This window comes from Flavonifractor hominis, from assembly GCF_040095835.1.
Lineage (GTDB): Bacteria > Bacillota > Clostridia > Oscillospirales > Oscillospiraceae > Flavonifractor > Flavonifractor hominis.
Genome location: NZ_JBBMFT010000001.1, coordinates 95989 through 115824, shown reverse-complemented (window position 1 = coordinate 115824; position 19836 = coordinate 95989). Strand labels below are relative to the sequence as shown.

Annotated in this window: 20 protein-coding genes, 5 tRNA genes and 1 riboswitch; of the genes, 3 read left to right on the top strand and 22 right to left on the bottom strand. The window is 56.5% G+C overall.

Features of this window, described 5'->3' with window-relative positions:
* Positions 1-2: 2 nt before the first annotated feature.
* The 14 genes from uppS to WMO45_RS00560 all read right to left on the bottom strand — a co-directional run bounded on the left by uppS (position 3) and on the right by WMO45_RS00560 (position 14013).
* On the bottom strand, positions 3-749 hold the full coding sequence (gene uppS / locus WMO45_RS00625) for an undecaprenyl pyrophosphate synthase (RefSeq protein WP_349138690.1): 747 nt from the start codon (positions 747-749) through the stop codon (positions 3-5).
* Positions 750-833: 84 nt separating this feature from the next.
* Positions 834-1388: a ribosome recycling factor gene (gene frr, locus WMO45_RS00620; RefSeq protein WP_349138689.1), complete on the bottom strand. Its 555-nt coding sequence runs from the start codon at positions 1386-1388 to the stop codon at positions 834-836.
* Position 1389: 1 nt separating this feature from the next.
* On the bottom strand, positions 1390-2112 hold the full coding sequence (gene pyrH, locus WMO45_RS00615; RefSeq protein WP_349138688.1) for a UMP kinase: 723 nt from the start codon (positions 2110-2112) through the stop codon (positions 1390-1392).
* Between the two features lie 124 nt (positions 2113-2236).
* On the bottom strand, positions 2237-4384 hold the full coding sequence (locus WMO45_RS00610; protein ID WP_349138687.1) for an ATP-dependent helicase: 2148 nt from the start codon (positions 4382-4384) through the stop codon (positions 2237-2239).
* 126 nt (positions 4385-4510) lie between these two features.
* Positions 4511-5425 (bottom strand): translation elongation factor Ts, encoded by a 915-nt coding sequence (gene tsf, locus WMO45_RS00605; RefSeq protein ID WP_349138686.1) that lies wholly within the window; start codon positions 5423-5425, stop codon positions 4511-4513.
* An 83-nt stretch (positions 5426-5508) separates the two neighbouring features.
* Complete coding sequence (rpsB, locus tag WMO45_RS00600; RefSeq protein WP_349138684.1) at positions 5509-6237, bottom strand: 30S ribosomal protein S2; 729 nt, start codon at positions 6235-6237, stop codon at positions 5509-5511.
* 209 nt (positions 6238-6446) lie between these two features.
* Positions 6447-7634, bottom strand: a complete 1188-nt coding sequence (locus WMO45_RS00595) for a DUF4179 domain-containing protein (protein ID WP_349138683.1) — start codon at positions 7632-7634, stop codon at positions 6447-6449.
* Positions 7615-8118, bottom strand: coding sequence for an RNA polymerase sigma factor (locus WMO45_RS00590; protein ID WP_349138682.1), 504 nt, complete (start codon positions 8116-8118; stop codon positions 7615-7617). Before WMO45_RS00590 ends, WMO45_RS00595 begins: the two co-directional genes overlap by 20 nt.
* A 153-nt stretch (positions 8119-8271) precedes the next feature.
* The gene (ribH, locus tag WMO45_RS00585) at positions 8272-8739 is read right to left on the bottom strand and encodes a 6,7-dimethyl-8-ribityllumazine synthase (protein WP_349138681.1); all 468 of its coding nucleotides are present in this window, start codon (positions 8737-8739) and stop codon (positions 8272-8274) included.
* A gap of 24 nt (positions 8740-8763) precedes the next feature.
* Positions 8764-9966, bottom strand: a complete 1203-nt coding sequence (locus WMO45_RS00580; protein ID WP_349138680.1) for a bifunctional 3,4-dihydroxy-2-butanone-4-phosphate synthase/GTP cyclohydrolase II — start codon at positions 9964-9966, stop codon at positions 8764-8766.
* A gap of 18 nt (positions 9967-9984) precedes the next feature.
* Positions 9985-10632: a riboflavin synthase gene (locus WMO45_RS00575; protein ID WP_349138679.1), complete on the bottom strand. Its 648-nt coding sequence runs from the start codon at positions 10630-10632 to the stop codon at positions 9985-9987.
* Positions 10613-11719 carry a bifunctional diaminohydroxyphosphoribosylaminopyrimidine deaminase/5-amino-6-(5-phosphoribosylamino)uracil reductase RibD gene (gene ribD, locus WMO45_RS00570; protein WP_349138678.1) on the bottom strand — a complete coding sequence of 369 codons (1107 nt, stop codon included), beginning with the start codon at positions 11717-11719 and terminating at the stop codon, positions 10613-10615. Before ribD ends, WMO45_RS00575 begins: the two co-directional genes overlap by 20 nt.
* A 151-nt stretch (positions 11720-11870) precedes the next feature.
* A riboswitch (FMN riboswitch) is annotated at positions 11871-11985 on the bottom strand.
* Between the two features lie 94 nt (positions 11986-12079).
* Positions 12080-13630: a M56 family metallopeptidase gene (locus WMO45_RS00565; RefSeq protein WP_349138677.1), complete on the bottom strand. Its 1551-nt coding sequence runs from the start codon at positions 13628-13630 to the stop codon at positions 12080-12082.
* On the bottom strand, positions 13630-14013 hold the full coding sequence (locus tag WMO45_RS00560) for a BlaI/MecI/CopY family transcriptional regulator (RefSeq protein ID WP_349138676.1): 384 nt from the start codon (positions 14011-14013) through the stop codon (positions 13630-13632). The genes WMO45_RS00565 and WMO45_RS00560 overlap by 1 nt, the downstream gene beginning before the upstream one ends.
* Positions 14014-14280: 267 nt before the next feature.
* Here WMO45_RS00560 and WMO45_RS00555 point away from each other — a divergent pair, with 267 nt between their 5' ends.
* Together WMO45_RS00555 and WMO45_RS00550 are read left to right on the top strand one after the other, a co-directional pair.
* Complete coding sequence (locus tag WMO45_RS00555) at positions 14281-14733, top strand: MarR family winged helix-turn-helix transcriptional regulator (RefSeq protein WP_349138674.1); 453 nt, start codon at positions 14281-14283, stop codon at positions 14731-14733.
* Entirely contained in the window at positions 14726-16099 is a 1374-nt protein-coding gene (locus WMO45_RS00550; RefSeq protein ID WP_349138673.1) for an MATE family efflux transporter, read from the top strand. Before WMO45_RS00555 ends, WMO45_RS00550 begins: the two co-directional genes overlap by 8 nt.
* 325 nt (positions 16100-16424) lie before the next feature.
* Here the strand turns inward: WMO45_RS00550 and WMO45_RS00545 are convergent.
* The 8 genes from WMO45_RS00545 to WMO45_RS00510 all read right to left on the bottom strand — a co-directional run bounded on the left by WMO45_RS00545 (position 16425) and on the right by WMO45_RS00510 (position 19024).
* Positions 16425-16498: transfer RNA gene (locus tag WMO45_RS00545), tRNA-Cys, on the bottom strand.
* A gap of 42 nt (positions 16499-16540) precedes the next feature.
* Positions 16541-16616 (bottom strand) — tRNA-Gly (locus tag WMO45_RS00540).
* An 89-nt stretch (positions 16617-16705) separates the two neighbouring features.
* Positions 16706-16781 (bottom strand) — tRNA-Phe (locus tag WMO45_RS00535).
* 3 nt (positions 16782-16784) lie between these two features.
* Positions 16785-16861, bottom strand: a tRNA-Asp gene (locus tag WMO45_RS00530).
* Between the two features lie 37 nt (positions 16862-16898).
* A tRNA-Val gene (locus tag WMO45_RS00525) sits at positions 16899-16974 on the bottom strand.
* A gap of 122 nt (positions 16975-17096) precedes the next feature.
* Entirely contained in the window at positions 17097-17975 is an 879-nt protein-coding gene (gene hslO / locus WMO45_RS00520; RefSeq protein ID WP_349138671.1) for an Hsp33 family molecular chaperone HslO, read from the bottom strand.
* 4 nt (positions 17976-17979) lie between these two features.
* Positions 17980-18726: a class I SAM-dependent DNA methyltransferase gene (locus WMO45_RS00515; RefSeq protein WP_349138670.1), complete on the bottom strand. Its 747-nt coding sequence runs from the start codon at positions 18724-18726 to the stop codon at positions 17980-17982.
* Entirely contained in the window at positions 18716-19024 is a 309-nt protein-coding gene (locus tag WMO45_RS00510) for a YerC/YecD family TrpR-related protein (RefSeq protein ID WP_349138669.1), read from the bottom strand. Before WMO45_RS00510 ends, WMO45_RS00515 begins: the two co-directional genes overlap by 11 nt.
* Before the next feature lie 152 nt (positions 19025-19176).
* Here WMO45_RS00510 and WMO45_RS00505 point away from each other — a divergent pair, with 152 nt between their 5' ends.
* Entirely contained in the window at positions 19177-19836 is a 660-nt protein-coding gene (locus WMO45_RS00505) for an RsiV family protein (RefSeq protein WP_349138668.1), read from the top strand.

Below are 19836 nucleotides of genomic sequence, written 5' to 3'. Positions count from 1 at the left end.
TCTCAGACACCCCCAAAGCGGCGGGATCGGCTCTGATAAGCCGCCAGCGCCTTATGCAGCTCTTCCTTGGAAAAATCCGGCCAGAGTACATCGGTGAAATAGAACTCAGCATAAGCCGACTGCCATAGCAGGAAATTGGATACCCGTATTTCTCCGCTGGGTCGAATAATGAGATCCGGATCCGGTACCCCAGCGGAATAAAGATAACGGGAAAAATCTGCCTCTGTCAAGGAGTCCGGCGTTCGTTTTCCCTGGGCGCACTCCAAGGCAAAGGCCCGCGCCGCCCGAACGATCTCATCTCGACCGCCATAATTGAAACATACATTGACCTGCATGCCATCATAATGGGTGGAAATATCGTCTGTACGCACACACATATCCTTGAGCTCCTGGGGCAGCGGCTCCAGGTCTCCGAAAAAGTGCAGTTTGATCTTATCCTTCTCCATCTTTTCAATGGACTCCAGCAGATAGGTCTTCAGCAGGCCCACAATGGCCGAAACCTCTTCGGCAGGCCGCTTCCAGTTCTCTGTGGAGAAGGCGTAGACCGTCAGATACTCCAGACCGATCTCCTTACAATAGGTGGCAATGGTACGAAAGGTCTCCGCACCTGCGGCGTGTCCCGCTGTCCGGGGCAGTCCACGACGTTTCGCCCAGCGGCCATTGCCATCCATAATGATCGCAATGTGACGGGGCAAATGCTCAAAGTCCACCACTGGGACCGCATTCTTTTTCGGCTTGATAAATGCCATATGATACCCTACCTGCTCAAATAAGATACGGGTGCGGGATGCCAAGTGGCATCCCGCACCGCAAAGTGTTCTCGCCTTACAGCATTAAACTGCCATCAGTTCCGCTTCCTTCTTAGCGGTCAGCTCATCGATCTGCTTGCAGCGCTTCTCGGTGATATCCTGCAGTTCTTTCTCGTAGTCCTTCCGATCATCCTCGGTAATCTCGGACTTTTTCTCCATGGCCTTGAACTTCTCCATGGCATCCCGACGGATATTGCGGATGGCCACTTTCCCGTTTTCACCGTATTTCTTTACCTGCTTGGTCAGTTCCTTGCGGCGCTCCTCCGTGAGTTGAGGAAACGCCAGACGGATCACACGACCATCGTTCTGAGGATTGATGCCCAGATCGGAGGTCTGAATGGCTTTTTCAATGGCCTTGAGCAGTGTACCATCCCAGGGCTGAATCATCAGGCTGCGGGGATCGGGAGAGGAGATGGCAGCCACCTGGTTGAGAGGGGTGGGGGCGCCATAATAGTCCACCGTGATCTTGTCCAGTACCGCTGCATTGGCGCGGCCGGCCCGAACGCTGGCGAAGTCGCTCATGACCACATCAATGGTCTTCTGCATCTTAACATCAAATTCTTTGTTGACTTCCTTCATCTCACGATTCCTCCTTGACAATGGTCCCGATCTTTTCACCCATTACGACCCGCAGGATATTCTCCGGGTCTTTCAGCGCAAAGAGAATCACCGGAATATTGTTGTCCATGGACAGAGACGTAGCGGTGGAATCCATGACCTGGAGCCGCTGGGCCAGAACATCATCATAAGTGATGGTGTCATACTTGACCGCGGTTGGGTCCTTCTTGGGATCGGCACTATAGACACCGTCGATGTTCTTGGCCAACAAAATGGCGTCGGCATCGATTTCCGCAGCGCGCAGCACCGCCGCCGTGTCGGTGGAGAAGAACGGATTGCCCGTACCACAGCCAAAAATGACCACTCTTCCCTTCTCCATATGGCGGATAGCGCGGGAACGGATGTACGGCTCGGCAATGGAACGCATCTCGATGGCGGTCTGCACCCGCACGTCCACGCCCTTCTGCTCCAGCACATCAGCCACAGCCAGAGCATTGATGGTGGTGGCCAACATACCCATGTGGTCGGCCCGGGTGCGTTCCATCCGGTCGCCGCCGTCCTTTACGCCGCGCCAGAAATTGCCGCCGCCCACAACGATTCCCACCTGCACACCGATGGACACACACTTTTTGATCACATCGCATACGCTGCCGATCACGTCAAAGTCCAGCCCACGGCTGGCCTCTCCGGCCAGAGCCTCTCCGCTGAGTTTCAGAAGTACACGCTTATACTGCGGTTCGGACATATATTCAGCCCCTTTGAATGGTATTTTAGTCTACCCTATTTTAATATAGTTTTCCACGTTTGCCTAGTAGTTAAGCTAAAGTTTTTACAATTTATTCGTATGTTCCTCTCCCCGCTGTCCTCGATCACAGCCGTTCCAGCCTGGCGCGGAAAGAGATACGCCGCGGCGTCTGCATCTCGTCGAACTGCACCACATGGGCACCCCGGTCCAGGTCCACATCCAAAACCGTGCCCGGCCCGAACAGGGTATGCCTCACCCGCTCCCCTGCAGCGAATCGATCGCCGCTGTTCTCCGGCAGCCGCCGGCTCTCTGCGTCAATATAGGCCTGTGCCTGTTGGATAAGTCCTTCCACGGGCGGATGGGTATATTGTAGCAGTGCTTGGTCAATATCCAACAGAAATCGGGAGGGATAGCGGGGAGATCCATCCAGATTTCGCCCATCCGCCTCGGAGAGGTAGAGTCGCTCCTCTGCCCTGGTCAGGGCCACGAAAGCCAGCCGGCGTTCCTCCTCCATGCCCGGGCGAGTCCGTACCTTCCGTGAGGGAAAGATTCCCTCGTTCATCCCGCATAAAAATACATTGGGAAATTCCAGTCCCTTGGCGGCATGGACCGTCATCAGTTTCACCTTGTCCCCAGTCCCCCCTGCGTCCTGATTGGTGAACAGGGCCACATGAGCCAGGTAGTGCTCCAGGGTGCTCTCCTCCCCGCAGCTGGTCTCATACTCATAAATCGACTGCTTCAATTCCGCCAGATTGTCCAGCCGCTCCTGACTGCCTTCGGTACGAAGCATGCGCTCATAACCACTCTCATTGAGCACAGCGGAGAGCACCTCGGAAACCGGACGGTCTCCATATCCGGTAGAATATGTGTCAATCAGCGACACAAACTGCTGCCCTTTGGTCCCTTTGAGTATGGGATCCTCCAAATTGTCCCGCAGCGCCTGATAAAGTGTGCACCCTTTCTCCTGGGCGTACTGCTCCAAAAAGGCCATCCGCCGTCTGCCCAGGTTGCGCCGGGGCACGTTGGCCACCCGTCGGAAAGACAGATCATCCTGATAGGCGATCATCCGCAAATAGCACAACGCGTCCTTGATCTCTGCCCGGCCAAAAAACTGCACACCGCTGTAGATGGTGTAGGGGATTTTCTCACGCAGCAGAACCTCCTCCACCGCCCGGGTCACATAATGGGCCCGGTAGAGCACCGCCATATCCCGGTAGGCCACCCCCTGCATATGGAGCCGCTCCATCTCCCCAGCCATCCACTGCGCCTCTTCCTGTTGACTCACCGCAAAATGACACCATACGGGTGCGCCGGAAGGCCGGGTAGAAAGCAGATCTTTTTCCACCCGCTGACGATTCCTCCGGATCAGGGAATTGGCCGCCGCCAGGATCTGAGGCGTAGAGCGGTAGTTGTCCAGCATCAGAATGGTGCGGGTTCCGGGAAATTCCTTGTCAAAGTCCAGCAGATACTTCACATCCGCCCCCCGCCAGGTGTAGATGGTCTGGTCCGGGTCCCCCACCACAAACAAATTGTTATGATAGCCGCACAGGACCTGCATCAACTGGTACTGGAGCGCATCGATATCCTGAAACTCATCGATCATGATATACTCCAGCCGCTGCTGCCACTTGAGCCGGAGGTCCGCGTGCTGCTGAAATACATACAGAGAAAATTTGATCAGATCATTATAATCCAGCCCGAAGCACTTCTTCTCCTGGTAGAGATAGCCGTAGAAAATAATATCCTCTGGGTCGGAGGCCTGGTCATACTTCTCCCGCAATACATCCAGTGACAGGTCAATCATATCCCGGTAATACTCCGGTTCCTTTATCAGCTTTCGGATCTCGATCCGGTTTCTCGCCTCGGAGAAGGTCATCTCCCGCAGGGTCAGTCCACGCTCCTCATAGATGATCTGGAGCATAGCATCAATGTCGGCATTGTCCAGCACCAGAAAACTCTTGGGATACTGGACCGCGTGGCTGTCCTCCTGGAGGATCGAGACACAAAAGCCATGAAAAGTATTGATATAGCCGGTATCGTTGTCCCCGGTGAGCTGGTGGATGCGCTGGCGCATCTCCGCGGCCGATTTGTTGGTAAAGGTAACGCAGAGAATATTCCCCGGCAGGATCCCAAGCTCGTTGACCAAAAAGGCAAACCGGTGGGTCAACGCCCGGGTCTTACCGGAACCAGCCCCTGCAATTACACGAACAAATCCCTCGGTCGCTGTCACTGCCTCCCGCTGGGCACTGTTGAGGTTTTGCAAAAGATCCATGGCTCTCCCCCCCATACCGGAACATTTGTTTTCATTATAGCAGGCAATCGCCCCGGGTACAAGCGCCACACCCGGCAAAAAAAGGTCCGGGGAATGCATTCCCCGGACCTTCTTCCATCAAAACAATTACTTGCCCAGCTGCTTGGCAATCTCCTCAGCGAAGTTCTCCTGCTTCTTCTCGATGCCCTCGCCCTTCTCAAAGCGAACAGCATCCTTGAAGGTCACAGTGCCGCCCAGCGCCTTAGCGGCGGAGGCAATATACTGCTCCACGGACATGGAGTTGTCCTTCACGAACTCCTGCTGCAGCAGGCAGTTCTCCTTGTAGAACTTACCCAGCTTGCCGGCCACAATGCCTTCCTTCACCTTGTCGGGCTTGGAAGCCATCTTGGGATCGTTGGCCATCTGCACCAGCAGGATCTTCTTCTCTTCCTCCAGAGTGGCCTCGTCCACCTGGCTCTTGTCCCAGAAGCGGGGGTTCAGAGCGGCGATCTGCATGGCCACGTCCTTGCCGATGGTCTCCACCTGCTCAGCGCTCAGGCTGCTCTCCAGGTTGACCAGCACGCCAATCTTGCCGCCAGCGTGGACATAAGGCACGGAGATGCCGTCCGTGAAGAAGGCAAAGCGGCGGACCTTGATGTTCTCGCCGATGACCAGCACCATCTCCTGCTGCTCCTCCTGCACGGTACGGCCGTTGCCATAGGGCAGCGCCATCAGGGCATCCAGGTCGGCAGGCTTGTTGGCGGCCACAACAGCGGCCACACCCTTAACAAAGTCCACAAACTTCTCGTTCTTGCCCACGAAGTCGGTCTCGGCGTTGACCTCGACCACCACGCCCACGCCGTCCACAACGGCGGAGTAAGCCATACCCTCGGCGGCGATGCGGCCAGCCTTCTTCTGAGAGGCAGCCAGGCCCTTCTCGCGGAGGATCTCAACGGCCTTATCCATGTTGCCCTCGGCCTCGGTGAGGGCCTTCTTGCAGTCCATCATGCCTACGCCGGTCATCTCGCGCAGAGCCTGTACGTCTTTTGCAGTGATTGCCATGATCACATTACCTCCATTTTTCATATCAAAGAGCGCCCGCCCGCGCGGGCGGGCGCTCCAAACAGTCCGTTTTTAGGTCCGGATTACTCGGCGGCCTCTTCCTTCTCGGCGGAAGCCTCAGCGGCATCCTGACCCTGCTTGCCCTCCTGGATAGCGTTGGCCATCACGCCGGAGATCAGCTTGATGGCGCGGATGGCGTCATCGTTGCCGGGGATCACATAGTCGATCTCATCGGGATCGCAGTTGGTGTCCACGATAGCCACGATGGGGATGTTCAGCTTGCGGGCCTCGTTGATGGCGTTGCGCTCCTTGCGGGGATCGACCACGAACAGAGCGCCGGGGAGCTTCTTCATCTCCACAACGCCGCCCAGGTACTTCTCCAGCTTGGCGATCTCGCCCAGGTGCTTCATGACTTCCTTCTTGGGCAGCATGTCGAAGGTGCCGTCCTCCTGCATCTTCTTCAGCTGGTTCAGGCGCTCCACGCGGCCGCGCATGGTCTTGAAGTTGGTGAGCATGCCGCCCAGCCAGCGGGCGTTCACATAGTACATGCCGACGCGCTCAGCCTCTTCCTTGATGGCCTCCTGAGCCTGCTTCTTGGTGCCCACGAACAGCAGGGTCTGGCCGGACTCGCCCAGAGAACGGACAAAGTTATAGGCCTCCTCCAGCTTCTTCACGGTCTTCTGCAGGTCGATGATATAGATGCCGTTGCGCTCGGTGTAGATATAGGTGGCCATCTTGGGGTTCCAGCGGCGGGTCTGGTGACCGAAGTGGACGCCCGCCTCGAGAAGCTGCTTCATAGATACGACTGCCATGGTAAATTTCCTCCTTTAATTGTTGATTCCTCCACCCGGTTCATTCGGAGCCGGCCAACCTCCATTTGGAAGCACCTGGCCCCCCGTCCGCGGGTGTGCGTAATCACATGCCCTGGTATAATATCACATTGTTCCCCCTTTTGCAAGGATTTTTTCGTTTCAAATCAAAAAAGAGGCCCGGAACACCCCGGGCCTCTCAAAGGAGATAATCAGTTCTTCTTCCAGAGGTAATTGACCTCGTTCCAGTAGGTTTCGTTGCGGAAATGTCCGGGGCCAAAGCTGAAGTGGACCACATCTCCGCTTTGCTCCTCACCTTCAGCCCTCCGGTTGTTGTCTCCCACAAAGACCAGCTCCCGGATCTTCGCCACGTCGATGGGAGATTCCAGCTCGAAGCGAACATGATCCGCCCGGAAGAAAATCTGACCGGCATCATCGTGGAATATGTCCTGGACGCCTCCCCCCTTCTCAAACCGGGTCGGTACCATGGTACCATCCTCCAGTTGGACATACATCTGCCAGGGACCTTTGGCCTCAAAGGCAGCGTCATAGGCTTCCCCGTCCGGGATCACCAGATCCATAGCGATGCTGATCGGAGAAATCGTCAGGTTTTCCACCACCGCCAAGGTGAGCCCATTCAGATTGACGGCGCACCGGCCTTCAAAGGAATAGATCTCCGCCGTAGTCTCGATGGGCACAGAGAGGGTAAAGTCCATACCGGACACAACCGCGGTCTCCTCTCCATTCTCCAGCGCCCAGAGCTTGGAGAGTTTGGTGATCCGAAGCCAGGCAGCCTCCTCCGGAATGGTCTCATCCGAAGTAATCTGGAGCATGAGAGGGATCACACGGTCGGTGGGATCCGGGTCCTCCACCGCTTGGAAGCCCCATCCCCAGCTGCGGGGATCCACTCTCCGTGTGCATGCCTCGTCCGCATAAAAGGCCACGGCACATTCCCCGTACTCCTCCCCCAGCCAAAAGTTCCGGCCGTCCGCAGTCTCCTCCGGTGTGGGAAGCACCACCTCCTCCGGAGCAGTGAAGTCCATCAACACATAGACCCGCTCTTGGTCCTTGACCACCTCTTTGACCGTGATGGAGGCTCCGGAGCCGTTTTTATCCGGAAAAACCAGATTCAGCTGTTCCGATCCCAACTGTCTGGCCTGCTCATCGCTGGTAATGCCAAAAATGGCCCGGAAAGCCGGAGACACCCCAGCCAGAGAAGTGGCACCTGCCGCTCCCAGCAGCAGGGAAACCGCCGCTACCACAGCCACAAAACCACGGTAGGGCAGCCGCATTCGCCGCACGTTTGTTTCCGTTTGTCCTGCCGTCAACCGACGGCTCAATTCCGCTTTCTCCGTCGGCGAAAAACACAGTCGTTCCAGCTCATCCTGATAGCTTGCCATATCCCTGTCCCTCCAGTTCTACTTTCAGCTTCTGCCGGGCCCGATTCATCCGTACCCGGACCGTCTCGGGCCGCAGTTCCAGCATGGCGGCGATTTCGTTGGTATCATAGCCAAGATAGTAGTAGAGCACCAGCACCTCCCGGTATTTGGCAGGCAGCTTCTGGACCTGCTCCAATACGCCCCCTTCCTCCGGTCGAAAGGGCGCTGCCTGCTCCGCTACCGTATCCAGTCCCACCGTGCGGGTTCGCCAGGGACTGCGGCGCAGATTTTTGCAGGTATTGATCGTCACCCGCACCAGCCACGCCCGTTCATGTTCCGGCCCTTCAAATTCACCGGCATACTCCAGGCGTTTGAGCAGCACCTCCTGACACACGTCCTGAGCGTCGGGCACAGAATTGAGCAGCGAATACGCCAGACGCAGCAGTCGGTCGGATTCCCGTTCCACCAGCCGCCGGGCCAGCTGTTCCCGGGTTGTTTCCGCCATAGGCTCTCCTCCTCTCCGTTCCGGTCCCGCAAGGACCTGTCCACCCAGAATACACCTCACCGGCCCCAAACGTAACACTCCGTATAAATAAAAAGGGACGCCGAGCCGCGCATCACACGGCCCGACGCCCCATCGGTATACAGACAGAATCGATCAGCAACCCATCTCCCGGATCAGGTTCACCATCTCGATGGCGCCTTCGGCACACTCGGACCCCTTGTTGCCTGCTTTGGAGCCCGCCCGCTCGATGGCCTGCTCGATGTTCTCCGTGGTAAGAACGCCGAACATCACCGGAATGCCGGTCTCCAGGGAGACAGCGGCAATGCCCTTGGACACCTCATTGCACACATAATCGTAATGGCTGGTGGAGCCCCGAATAACAGCGCCCAGGCAGATCACCGCATCGTACTTGCCGCTCTTGGCCATTTTGGAGGCAATGAGGGGGATCTCAAAGGCACCGGGCACCCAGGCCACCTGAATGTCCTCCTCCTGCACATTGTGGCGGAGCAGCCCGTCCATGGCGCCGCTGAGCAGCTTGGAGGTAATAAACTCGTTGAACCGGGCCACCACAATGCCCACCTTGATGTTGCTGGATACCAGTTTACCCTCAAACGTTTTCATAATTCAGTTCTCCTCTCATTTTTATTAGTAAGTAAGGATATGACCCATCCGCTCCTGCTTGGTCTTCAAGTAGAATAGGTCGTAATCGTTGGCGTCCATCTGAATGGGCACACGCTGGGTGATCTCCAGGCCGAACTCAGAGAGTTGGTATACCTTGTCCGGATTATTGGTCAGCAGCCGCATGGTGCGCACACCAAGGTCCCGCAGGATTTGGGCCCCGGTCCAGTACTCCCGCAGGTCGGGGGCAAAGCCCAGCTCTACATTGGCGTCCACGGTGTCAAAGCCCTTTTCCTGGAGGGCGTAAGCCTTCAATTTGTTGATGAGGCCAATGCCCCGGCCCTCCTGCCGCATGTAGAGGACCACGCCCCGGCCCTCCTTCTCAATTTGCATCATAGCGGCAGCAAGCTGCTGGCCACAGTCGCAGCGGCAGGAGCCAAACACGTCACCGGTGAGGCATTCAGAGTGGACCCGGCAGAGCACGTCCTGGCCGTCCCCGATGTCTCCCTTCACCAGAGCCACATGGTGCTCGCCGGTCAGGTCGTTGACATAGCCGTAGATTTGGAACTCACCGTAACGGGTAGGCATCTTGGCCACCGCCTCCCGCACCACATGCTTGTCATGGAGGCGGCAATAGTCCTGAAGGGCTTTGATGGTAATGATCTTCAGTCCCCACTCTCTGGCTTTCTCCAGCAGTTCGGAGGTGCGCATCATAGTGCCGTCGTCCCGCATGATCTCACAGCACAGGCCGCACTGGGCCAACCCGGCCAAGCGGCACAGATCCACCGTGGCTTCCGTATGGCCGTTGCGGGTGAGCACACCGCCCCGACGAGCCACCAGCGGGAACACATGGCCCGGACGGCGCAGGTCCTCAGGACGGGTGGACGGGTCCACGCACATCCGGCAGGTATAGCCCCGCTCCTCGGCGGAGATACCGGTAGTGGTATTTACATGATCGATGGACACTGTAAAGGCGGTGTGATGGTTGTCGGTGTTGACCTTCACCATCTGCTCCAGCTGGAGCCGGTCAGCGATCTCCTGGCTCATAGGGGTGCAGATGAGCCCCTTGGCGTGCATGGCCATAAAATTGACGTTCTCAGTCGTGGCAAACTGGGCGGCACAGATCATGTCTCCCTCGTTTTCCCGGTCCGGATCGTCGATGGAGATGATGATGCGGCCAGCCCGCAGCTCCTCCAGGGCCTCCTCCACCGTACAGAACAATTCTTCCATATTCAGCTTCCTCCTCGCTTAAAATCCATGCCGCGCCAGAAAATCCAGGGTAATTCCACCGGCAGCCTGAGGCTCCGGGGCAGGCATGAGCAGTTTTTCCACGTATTTGCCGATGATGTCGGTCTCCAGATTCACCAGGTCTCCTGCCTTTCGGTCCCGCAGTACTGTCTGGGCCACCGTGTGTGGGATGGCAGAGATGGCAAACCGATCCGCTTCCACCCGGGCTACCGTCAGGCTGATGCCGTCCACGGCGATGGAGCCCTTCTCCACGATGTAGCGCAACACCTGGGGCGTGGCCTGAATGGTGTACCAGATGGCGTTGTCATCCTTGCGTACTTCCATCACCCGGCCGGTGCCGTCAATGTGCCCAGCCACGATGTGACCGCCAAACCGGCCGTTGGCCGGCATGGCCCGCTCCAAATTGACAGCCCCGCCCCGTTTGAGCTGCGCCAGAGAGGAGCGGTCCAGGGTCTCATGCATCACGTCGGCGGTAAACCGGTCGGCAGCCAGGGAAGTCACCGTCAGGCATACCCCGTTCACGGCAATGCTGTCCCCGATTCTGGTGCCCTCCAGTACCGTTTGGGCCCGGATGGTAAGCACAGCGGACTGTCTGCCCCGCTGTATACCCTCTACCTGGCCCATTTCCTCAACAATCCCCGTGAACACAGTGCGCCACCTCGCTTTCAATCAGAAAATCTTCCCCGATCCGGGTAATGGAGCTGTGTTCCAACCGGATGGCCCGTGCCATCCGGTCGATACCAGTCCCCTCCACCGGTGTCTTGGCCTCTTTACCGCCCGCCAATTTTGGAGCAATGTAGGCCAGCACTTTCTGCACGATGCCCTGCTCCAGGGCCGCCCAGTTCAACGTACCGCCCCCTTCCAGCAGGATGCTGTCGATTTCACGCCGCCCCAGTTCTTCCATCAGCCAGTTCAGGTCCACATGCCCATCCCGTTCCGGGCCGCTCAATACTTGGCATCCCATCGCCTCATAGGCCGCCCGCTTCTCCGGGTCTGTGCAGCAAGTGGCCAGCAGAGTGGGAACCTGTCGGGCTGTGGTTACTACCCGGGCCGTGAGCGGGGTATGGAGATGTGTATCGCAGAGAATGCGCACTGGGTTTCGCCCGCCAGGGATACGGCAGGTCAGCAGTGGATCGTCGGCCAGCACGGTGCCCACCCCCACCATGATGCCAGTATAGCGGTGGCGCAGCTTCTGAACGTGATTCCGGGCCTCCTCGCCGGTGACCCATTTGGAGTCCCCGGTATGAGCAGCAATTTTACCGTCCAAAGTCATAGCGTATTTCATCACCACATAGGGCCGCTTGGTACGGATGTAGTGGAAGAATACCTCATTGAGCTTCTCACATTCCGTTTCCAGCACATGCTCTGTAACCTCTACACCCGCCTGACGCAGTATGGCGAGTCCTTTGCCCGCAACCAGGGGGTTGGGATCCCCGGAGCCCACCACCACCCGGCGGATACCCGCCTCCAGAACGGCCTGTGTGCAGGGAGGTTGCCTGCCGTAATGGCAGCAGGGCTCCAGCGTAACGTACATCGTGGCCCCCTGGGGCGGCTGGTTGCAGGCAGCCAGGGCGTTGCGCTCGGCGTGGGGCTGGCCGCACTTTTCATGCCAACCCTGACCGATGATCTTTCCGTCCTTCACAATGACTGCGCCCACCATGGGATTGGGGGAAGCCCAGCCCACCCCCCGCTCTGCCAGGGACAGAGCCAGGGCCATGTAGTCCCGATCCTCCATACCATCATCTCCGAAAAACAAAAATTGCCCTGAACAGACCGTTCAGGGCAATTACAAAGACATTGGAGCCATTCTGCGCAAAGAAAAAACTCTGGGATGTCAACACATACCAGAGCAATCGCAAAATCCGCGGGAAATCATCCCGCGCGGCAACGATCTTCTTCCATCCAGACTATACTGTCGGCTTCGGAATTGCACCGAATCATGCCTTACGGCTCGTGGGCTATACCACCGGTAGGGAATTGCACCCTGCCCTGAAGATCTTATTCACTTGCAGATCAGTATATACGCCTCTGTTTCCTTTGTCAACCCCAATCCACGCGGCGCGCCCGAATGATTCGGGCGCGCCGCGTCGTCTGTTTACATGGAATAGAATTCCGCCGGGTCGATCCGCACACCATCCTCCCACACCTCCATGTGCAGGTGTGGACCGGTTGCCTTGCCTGTCTGTCCCACATAGCCCACAGTCTGGCCCCGGGTGACTTGATCTCCCTCCAGCACCGCATTGGCTGACAGGTGGGCAAACAGCGCCCACGCCCCGTCATCCCAGCCGATGACCACATAATTGCCGTAATCAGCACTAAATGCAGACAGCAGCACAACTCCGCTGCGCGGCGCGTACACCGGTGCATCGCTGTCGGCAGCCACATCCGTTCCGTCATGACTGGTGGTAAGCCCGGTGATCGGATGCACCCGGGTGCCAAACGGAACCGTCACATCCTGATACGATGCATCCAGCGGATAACACGCCGTCTCCTCTCCCAGAGCCAGTGCGTCCCAGTCTAGCGCTGCCGCACGCTCCCGCAGCAGTGCCTCTACCGCCGCAGGCTCATCTGCCGTTGTGGGCTCCGCCTGGTCTTGTCCGGCAGAGCTCACTGGTTCCGCCTGCTGCTGCACAGAGAGCTGTTCCGCTGTTCCTTCCGGCAATTCCGCTGCATAAGCGCCCACCAGCACGGCGCACAGACACAGCGCCGCCGTCACACCGACTGCCATAGCAGCCGCTTTTCGATTCCTGGGTCGAATGTTCATAATCTCTTCCAGCCTTTCCTTTAAAATCTGTGCATCTCCGCTCATCGCCAGAGTCAGGGTTCCGCGGTCCGGAGCCGGCCGTGCCAAAGCCAGAAGAGCACTGCCATAGGCGCGCCGCCCCTTCTCATCCAGTCTTCGGATCACCCCTTCATCGCAAGAGAGCTCACACCTCCGCTCTATCTCCCGTCGGAGCAGCCGAACCAGAGGGTTGAACCAGTGCAGGCAGACGACCCCCTCCACCAGCCATTTATAACATACATCCCCCCGACGGTAATGGGTCAGTTCGTGCAGGAGTGCTGCCCGCAGGACTGTCTCCTCCATGTCCCCACTGGGCAGAAGCACCATGGGGCACAGGCATCCCGCCTGCATAGGAGCTCGCAGGGCCGGACAGAGCCGGAGCTCCGGCACCCGACGCATCCCCAGTTCGCTGCAGATCTGTCGATAGAGCTGCTCTGCGCGCCCATCCATCGGGCTGCTTTCCCGTCTCAGTGTCCGCAGGCACCGGCCGTACTGCCAGAGCGCCCGGAACAGCAATACGCCGGCCACCACCGCCCACAGGAGAAACAGCAGTTCCCACACTCCCATCGCAGGCGCCGCCTGCTGTACGGCCAGTGCCCCATCCTCCGGAATGCGCAGATCGGGCGCACGCATCCAGAGTTCTCCCGTAACCGCCTCCGTCGGCAGTCGTTCCAGCACCGTCCCTGTCAGGCTTATCCTCGGCGAGAAAGGCAGCAGCAGCCGCAGCAGCGGAATAAGCCAGAGATAGTACTGCCACCCCTGCCCTATCCGGTCCCGCAGCAGCGGACGCAGTGCCAGCAGCAGAAGAATGAGCACCGACCCCGACAGGGAAAGCGAACATACGCTCAGCAGCACCCGCCCCATCACGATTCTCCACCTGTTTCCCAGAAAGCCCGCAGCTGTTCCAGCTCTTCGGCAGTCAAACAATCTTGTTTCAGCAGAGAGGACACCAGCCGCCCGGCATTGCCGCCATAGACCCGTTCCAGAAAGGAGCGCGTCTGTTCATCAGCGTACTCCTCCTCCCGTACCAGCGCTACATAAACGTTCAGCCGCCCGTGCTTCTCCACGGCCAGCATTTCTTTCTCCACCAGACGAGAGAGGAACGTAAGCACGGTATTCGACTTCCACTCTTTCCCCTGCTCCTCCAGCGCTCCCATCACCTGGGCAAAGCGGGCCCGTCCGCCCAGACGCCAGATGACGCGCATCAGCTCCAGTTCCGAATCCGAAATGGGCTGCCGCTTCTCCATAAAATCTCCTCCTGCTATTTCAACTACAACTTGTAGGCGTATTTACATTAACATATTGTAGGTGAAATGTCAAGCTCAATCATTCCGCATGGCTGTATCGCTTCATAGCACAACATGTGATTATAAAAAGAGAGGTCGGGTATCAAAGCAGCCTGCGGCCGCTTTATACAACACAACTGATAAAAATGTGGATCCAATTGTAGTGCTATATATTTGCGTGCGCACGCACTTGGTAGTAAAATAGGATGCTGAATGGAGGAATTAAATATGAATACACTGCTGAAATGGTTTTCTGTAGTAGACCGCTTTTCAAAGCTGTATCTGGATAAGCAATTGGCTGCCCATGGCATCAACAGCAGCCAGCACATGTTCCTAATCAAAATTTGTGAAAATCCGGGGATCCTGCAAGATGCGCTGATCGACACCATATACCTGCATCCCAGCAACATCGTACGTACAGTCGCATCTCTTGAAAATAAAAAACTTTTGATCCGGAAGCCTTGCGAGGAGGACAAACGCACCTGCCGGTTGTATCCTACCGATCAGGCTATGGCAATGATTGCAGATGTGGAAGCGGCCTGTGCACAGACAGAAACTGTACTTTTGCAGGGTCTTAGCAACGAGGAACGGGTTGCGTTTGAAAAGTCTCTGATGCTGATTGGAAAAAATATCACTTCCGCCATGAAGGTTTATCGGGAAGAAGATGAATTTGATGCCTGAAAACCAACTTGGCTATGAAAAAATGACAACGTTGCTGCGCAGGTTCGCTCTGCCCAGCATTACATCCACCCTTGTTAGCTCTCTATATAACATCGTCGATCAAGTCTTTATTGGGCAGGGCGTTGGTTACCTTGGCAACGCAGCTACCAATGTATCCTATCCATTCTCCACCATCTGTCTGGCAATTGCCTTGTTGGTCGGGGTCGGAAGTGCCGCCAGGTTTTCTCTGTTTCTTGGAAAGAAGAAACCTGATGAGGCTGCAAAGGTTGCCGGCAGCGGCATTGTGCTGATGGCAACCGCCGGGCTCCTCTATGCCGTCGTAGGCGAATGCCTGCTGGAACCCTTGCTGCGGATATTCGGAGCAACTGCGGATGTACTTCCATACGCCCGCCAGTATGCAGGTGTCACACTCCTGGGAATGCCATTTCTGATCGTTACCAATGGCCTGAGCAACCTGATTCGGGCGGACGGAAGCCCAAAGTACTCTATGTTCTGTATCGTTTCCGGCGCAGTTGTCAATACAATCCTTGATCCGATTTTTATCTTTATCTGCGGCTTGGATGTGTTCGGTGCGGCTCTGGCCACTGTGATGGGACAGCTTCTCTCATTTACTCTTGCTGTAGGCTATCTGAAAAAATTTAAGACAATCCGACTTGTCAGAAGCGATTTTCGCCTTTCTCTGCACAGCACGCTAAGGACCTTCGGAATGGGCATCAGCAGCTGTATAAATCAAGTAGCCATTACCATTGTACAGATTGTTCTCAATCACTCTCTAACCTATTATGGTGCTCTGTCAATTTATGGAACAGATATTCCGCTGGCTGGCTGCGGAATCGTCATGAAAACAAATGCCATATTGCTGTCTATCATCGTCGGAATCTCCCAGGGGGTACAGCCTCTGATTGGCTTCAATTACGGCGCACAGCAATACAAACGAGTCCGTGAGGCCTATCTGTTAGCCATACGCTGGAATTTTATCGTCTCATCCATAGGATTCTGTCTATTTGAATTTTTCCCTTATCCGATCATATCTGTATTTGGAAGCGGCAATGAACTGTACATGGAATTTGCAGTTAAGTTCATGCGAATTTTCCTTTTCATGGCGCTTGTCAACGGAGTACAATTGCTCTCATCCAATTTCTTTACCGCGATCGGGAAAGCAAATCGTGGGTTGCTGCTGGCGCTGACCCGGCAAGTGTTTTTTCTGATTCCCCTGCTTCTCCTGCTTCCGCTGTGGCTTGGCATGGACGGTGTAATGCTGGCAGGACCCATCGCAGACTTTATTGCCTTTGTCGTTTCCGTGGCGCTTGTACGAAAGGAATTGAAAAGGCAGGCAGCACATTCAAATTCACCTCTGCAAGAATGACCAAAGAACATCAAATTACCAGTTATGAATAAATCCCAACCGAAACCGTGGCGGAGGGCAAATTCATTTCGCCCGAGTATTTCAAATTTCCCCAGGTATGCAAAAAAGAAGCACCTGCTTTGCAGGTGCTTCTTTTTTGTCTTGTCTGTACACTTTAAATGCCGCTGCCAGACCCTCAAACGGCCCTTTGGGGCCGCGCCGCGAGTGCGGCGTAAATTCGGAGCGCAGCGGAGAATTGCACAGAGGCGGCTTTGCTGACCCCGAGCATTTGAAATATCCCAGGATTCCATAAAAATAACCACACCTAGCGGTGTGGTTATTTTTATGGAGGCGACACCCAGATTCGAACTGGGGGTGGAGCTTTTGCAGAGCTCTGCCTTACCACTTGGCTATGTCGCCATATGGATAACAGGAGCGCTGGCGCTCCTGTTATCTTTTGTTTGGAGCAGGTGACGAGGCTCGAACTCGCTACCTCCACCTTGGCAAGGTGGCGCTCTACCAGATGAGCTACACCTGCGTTTCTGGTCCATTCTATGCAGACCCAACGCGAATGATACCTGTTTTAGAAGATCCCCCGGTGGACACCACACGGTGTCCACCGGAGAATGGTGCCTCCGGCCGGAATCGAACCAGCGACACGGGGATTTTCAGTCCCCTGCTCTACCAACTGAGCTACAGAGGCAAATGGCGACGCGGAAGGGACTTGAACCCTCGACCTCCGGCGTGACAGGCCGGCGTTCTAACCAACTGAACTACCGCGCCAGACGGTAGGGGGTACGGGAGCTCTCCCAAAAGAGAGTGGTGGGAACAACAGGGCTCGAACCTGTGACATCATGCTTGTAAGGCATGCGCTCTCCCAGCTGAGCTATGCTCCCTTATCCAGATCACTTCGCCTTTGCTTTCGAACCGCTCGGCCAAGCGACGGATGTTATTATACCAACCCTTTCCGCAGTTGTCAACCATTTTAAACAAATTTTTTTATTTTTTTCTTCTGGCCTCACAAGGAGGCCAGAAGTGCCTCCAATTCCTCGCGTGTATAGGTATATACCTTGTCACAAAACTGACAGGTGAGCTCCGCCTTGCCCTGCTCCCGGATCAGTGCTTCCAGTTCTTCCCGGCCCATACTGACCAATGCGCGGGTCACGCGATCCCTAGAGCAATAGCAGCGGTATTCCACCGGCTCTTCGGAGAGAACCTCCAATTCAAACTCCGAAAGCACCTGCTCCACCAGTTCCCGGGCAGTGGCTCCGTTCTTCATGGCCTCCGTTACCGGGCCTACCCGCTCGATTCCCCGCTCAATGGCGGAGATAGCCGCATCATCGGCACCGGGCAGCAACTGAATCAGATATCCACCGGCGCAAAGCACGCTCTGGTCTACGTCCACCAGCACACCCAGTGCGCAGGCTGTGGGAATCTGCTCGCTCTCAGCAAAATAAGAGGTGATGTCCTCGGCGATCTCACCGGAAACCAGCGGGACGGTGCCCACATAGGGCTCTTTCATGCACAGATCCTTAATGACCGTCAGGGAACCGTCCGCTCCCACTGCACTGCCCACGTCCAGCTTGGCAGGTCCTTTCAGGGGCAGATCCACCAGAGGGTTCACCACGTACCCCCGGGCGTTGCCCTGACTGTCGGACACTACGGTGATTCCGCCCAGCGGTCCACCGCCCTTAATACGCAGGGTAACGGAACCGTCCTTCTCTTTCATCTGATTGCCCATCATGGATGCAGCCATCAACCCACGTCCCAGTGCAGCGGTGGCCACAGGGAGCGTCTTATGGATCTGTCGGGCGCGCTCCACCATTTCACGCGCGGAAATAGCCGACGCCTTCACAGGCGCATTTTTGGCCAGTACTCGGATAATGCTGTCTGCCATTGTTTTAAAGTTCCTTTCGTGCGGCAAAAAAGATGCGCTGTTCCCCCGCTTTGGGAGCGCGCAGTTTCAGCTCGCCATATTGTTTGATGTGGGAAAAGCCTGCCTGACGCAAAAACTCCTCCAGTTCCGCCGGCTCATAGGCGTACTCCTCGTGGATCTCTTCCCAGCGCTGCCAAAGGTCCCCTTCTTCCCGCTGAAAGATATCCATTCCATAGGTACACACACGCCTACGCGGAGAATAATCCGCCCGCCAGACACAGTAGGCATCCTCATTCTCGTCCAGAAACATCTGTCCGTCCAATCCCCGCAGCTTGTCCGGTGTGTTGATGTCGAACACGAACACACCTCCAGGCATCAGGAACGTATGCACCCTCTGAAACGCCCTGGCCAGTGCCTTGGGCCGGGTAACGTAATTCACGCTGTCCAGGCAACAGACACAAGCGTCAATTGTCCCATACAGGTCCAGACGCTCCATCGCCTGGTGGAGAAAGATGGGCTCGATCTCCCCCACCCCCCGGCATTTCTCCGCAGCCTGGGCCAACATTTCCTGGGAAAGGTCTACCCCGATCATTTCATAGCCCCGCCTGGCCAGCTCGCAGGTCAGGCTGCCGGTACCGCAGGCCAGGTCCAGCACTGTGTGTACAGGAATGGCACTGCGGGCAAAATGCTTTTCCAAGTAGTCGGCCCAGCGGGCATAGTCCACATCGGCGGTAAAGGTATCATAACACCCCGCCAGAAATTCATACGCCATCGCGGTCCAGCTTCTCCTTGATCCGGGGCAGCACCGCCTGATACCCGTCTGCGCCGTATTGCAGCGAGCGATTTACCCGGCTGATCGTGGCGCTGGATGCGCCGGTGCGCTCCAGAATATCATTGTAAATCATGCCGTCCGACAGGAGCATGGCGACCTCGAAACGCTGCTCCATCGCCCGCAGTTCCGCCACGGTGCACAGATCAGAAAAGAATTTCTTGCATTCCTCCAGATCTCTCAGGGTGAGGATCGCCTCATACAGCAGATCTCCATGTTCCCGCTTCGCATTTTTCGTCATTCGTATTCACTGCCTCCTAAACGATTCAATGGATGGTAATGATCGCTCCTATTTTACCAAAGTGAAGTATGGAAGTAAACTACTTTTCACATTTTTTCCGAAAGAACATAGGCTATTGTGATGGAAAACTCATCCAAAAGGAGGCGCCTCGTATGGAGCGGGCACACCCAAAAGAGCCTATTTCTATTGTGGAAGTCCGGGCCAAGCGCACACTTCGGCTGGAGCACCTGCCCGTATTGACCTACAGCATCTCCCGTCCCACCTTTTCCGGTCTTTCTGGCTTAAAACGGATCGAGCGCTATTACCGCGATATGTCCGAGGCATGGAAAACCCGTTGGGAAGGTCCGCTCTATCAGCAGGCTGTGGCCAAAGCCAGACAGGTCGATGCCGCCCCTTTTCAGCCCTGGAATTGTACGCTGCGCTATACCATGGCCCTTAGGACGGAAGGCGTGCTGAGCCTGTATGCCGATGCTCTGGAACGCACCGACTCGCCGCACGAGCTGTGTGTCCGCTGTGCGGATACCTGGCTGCTCCCTTCCGGTACCCCTTGCACACTTTCTACCCTCCTTGGCCGCCGCTGGCGCAGGCTGGTTCTGGAGCGGGCTACCCAGCAGATCCGCAGCCGCCTGGCTGGCGGAGAGGCCTGGTTTTATCCCGACTGGGAGCGTCGCTTGCCCCGTTTTCTCTCTCCGGAACGGTTTTACTGTACTCAGGAGGCCGTATGTGTGTATTTTCCTCTGTGCTCCCTTGCCCCCTGGGTGGAAGGTCTCCCCATCGTTTCTCTTCCACTTCCACCAGAAATCTCCTCCTAA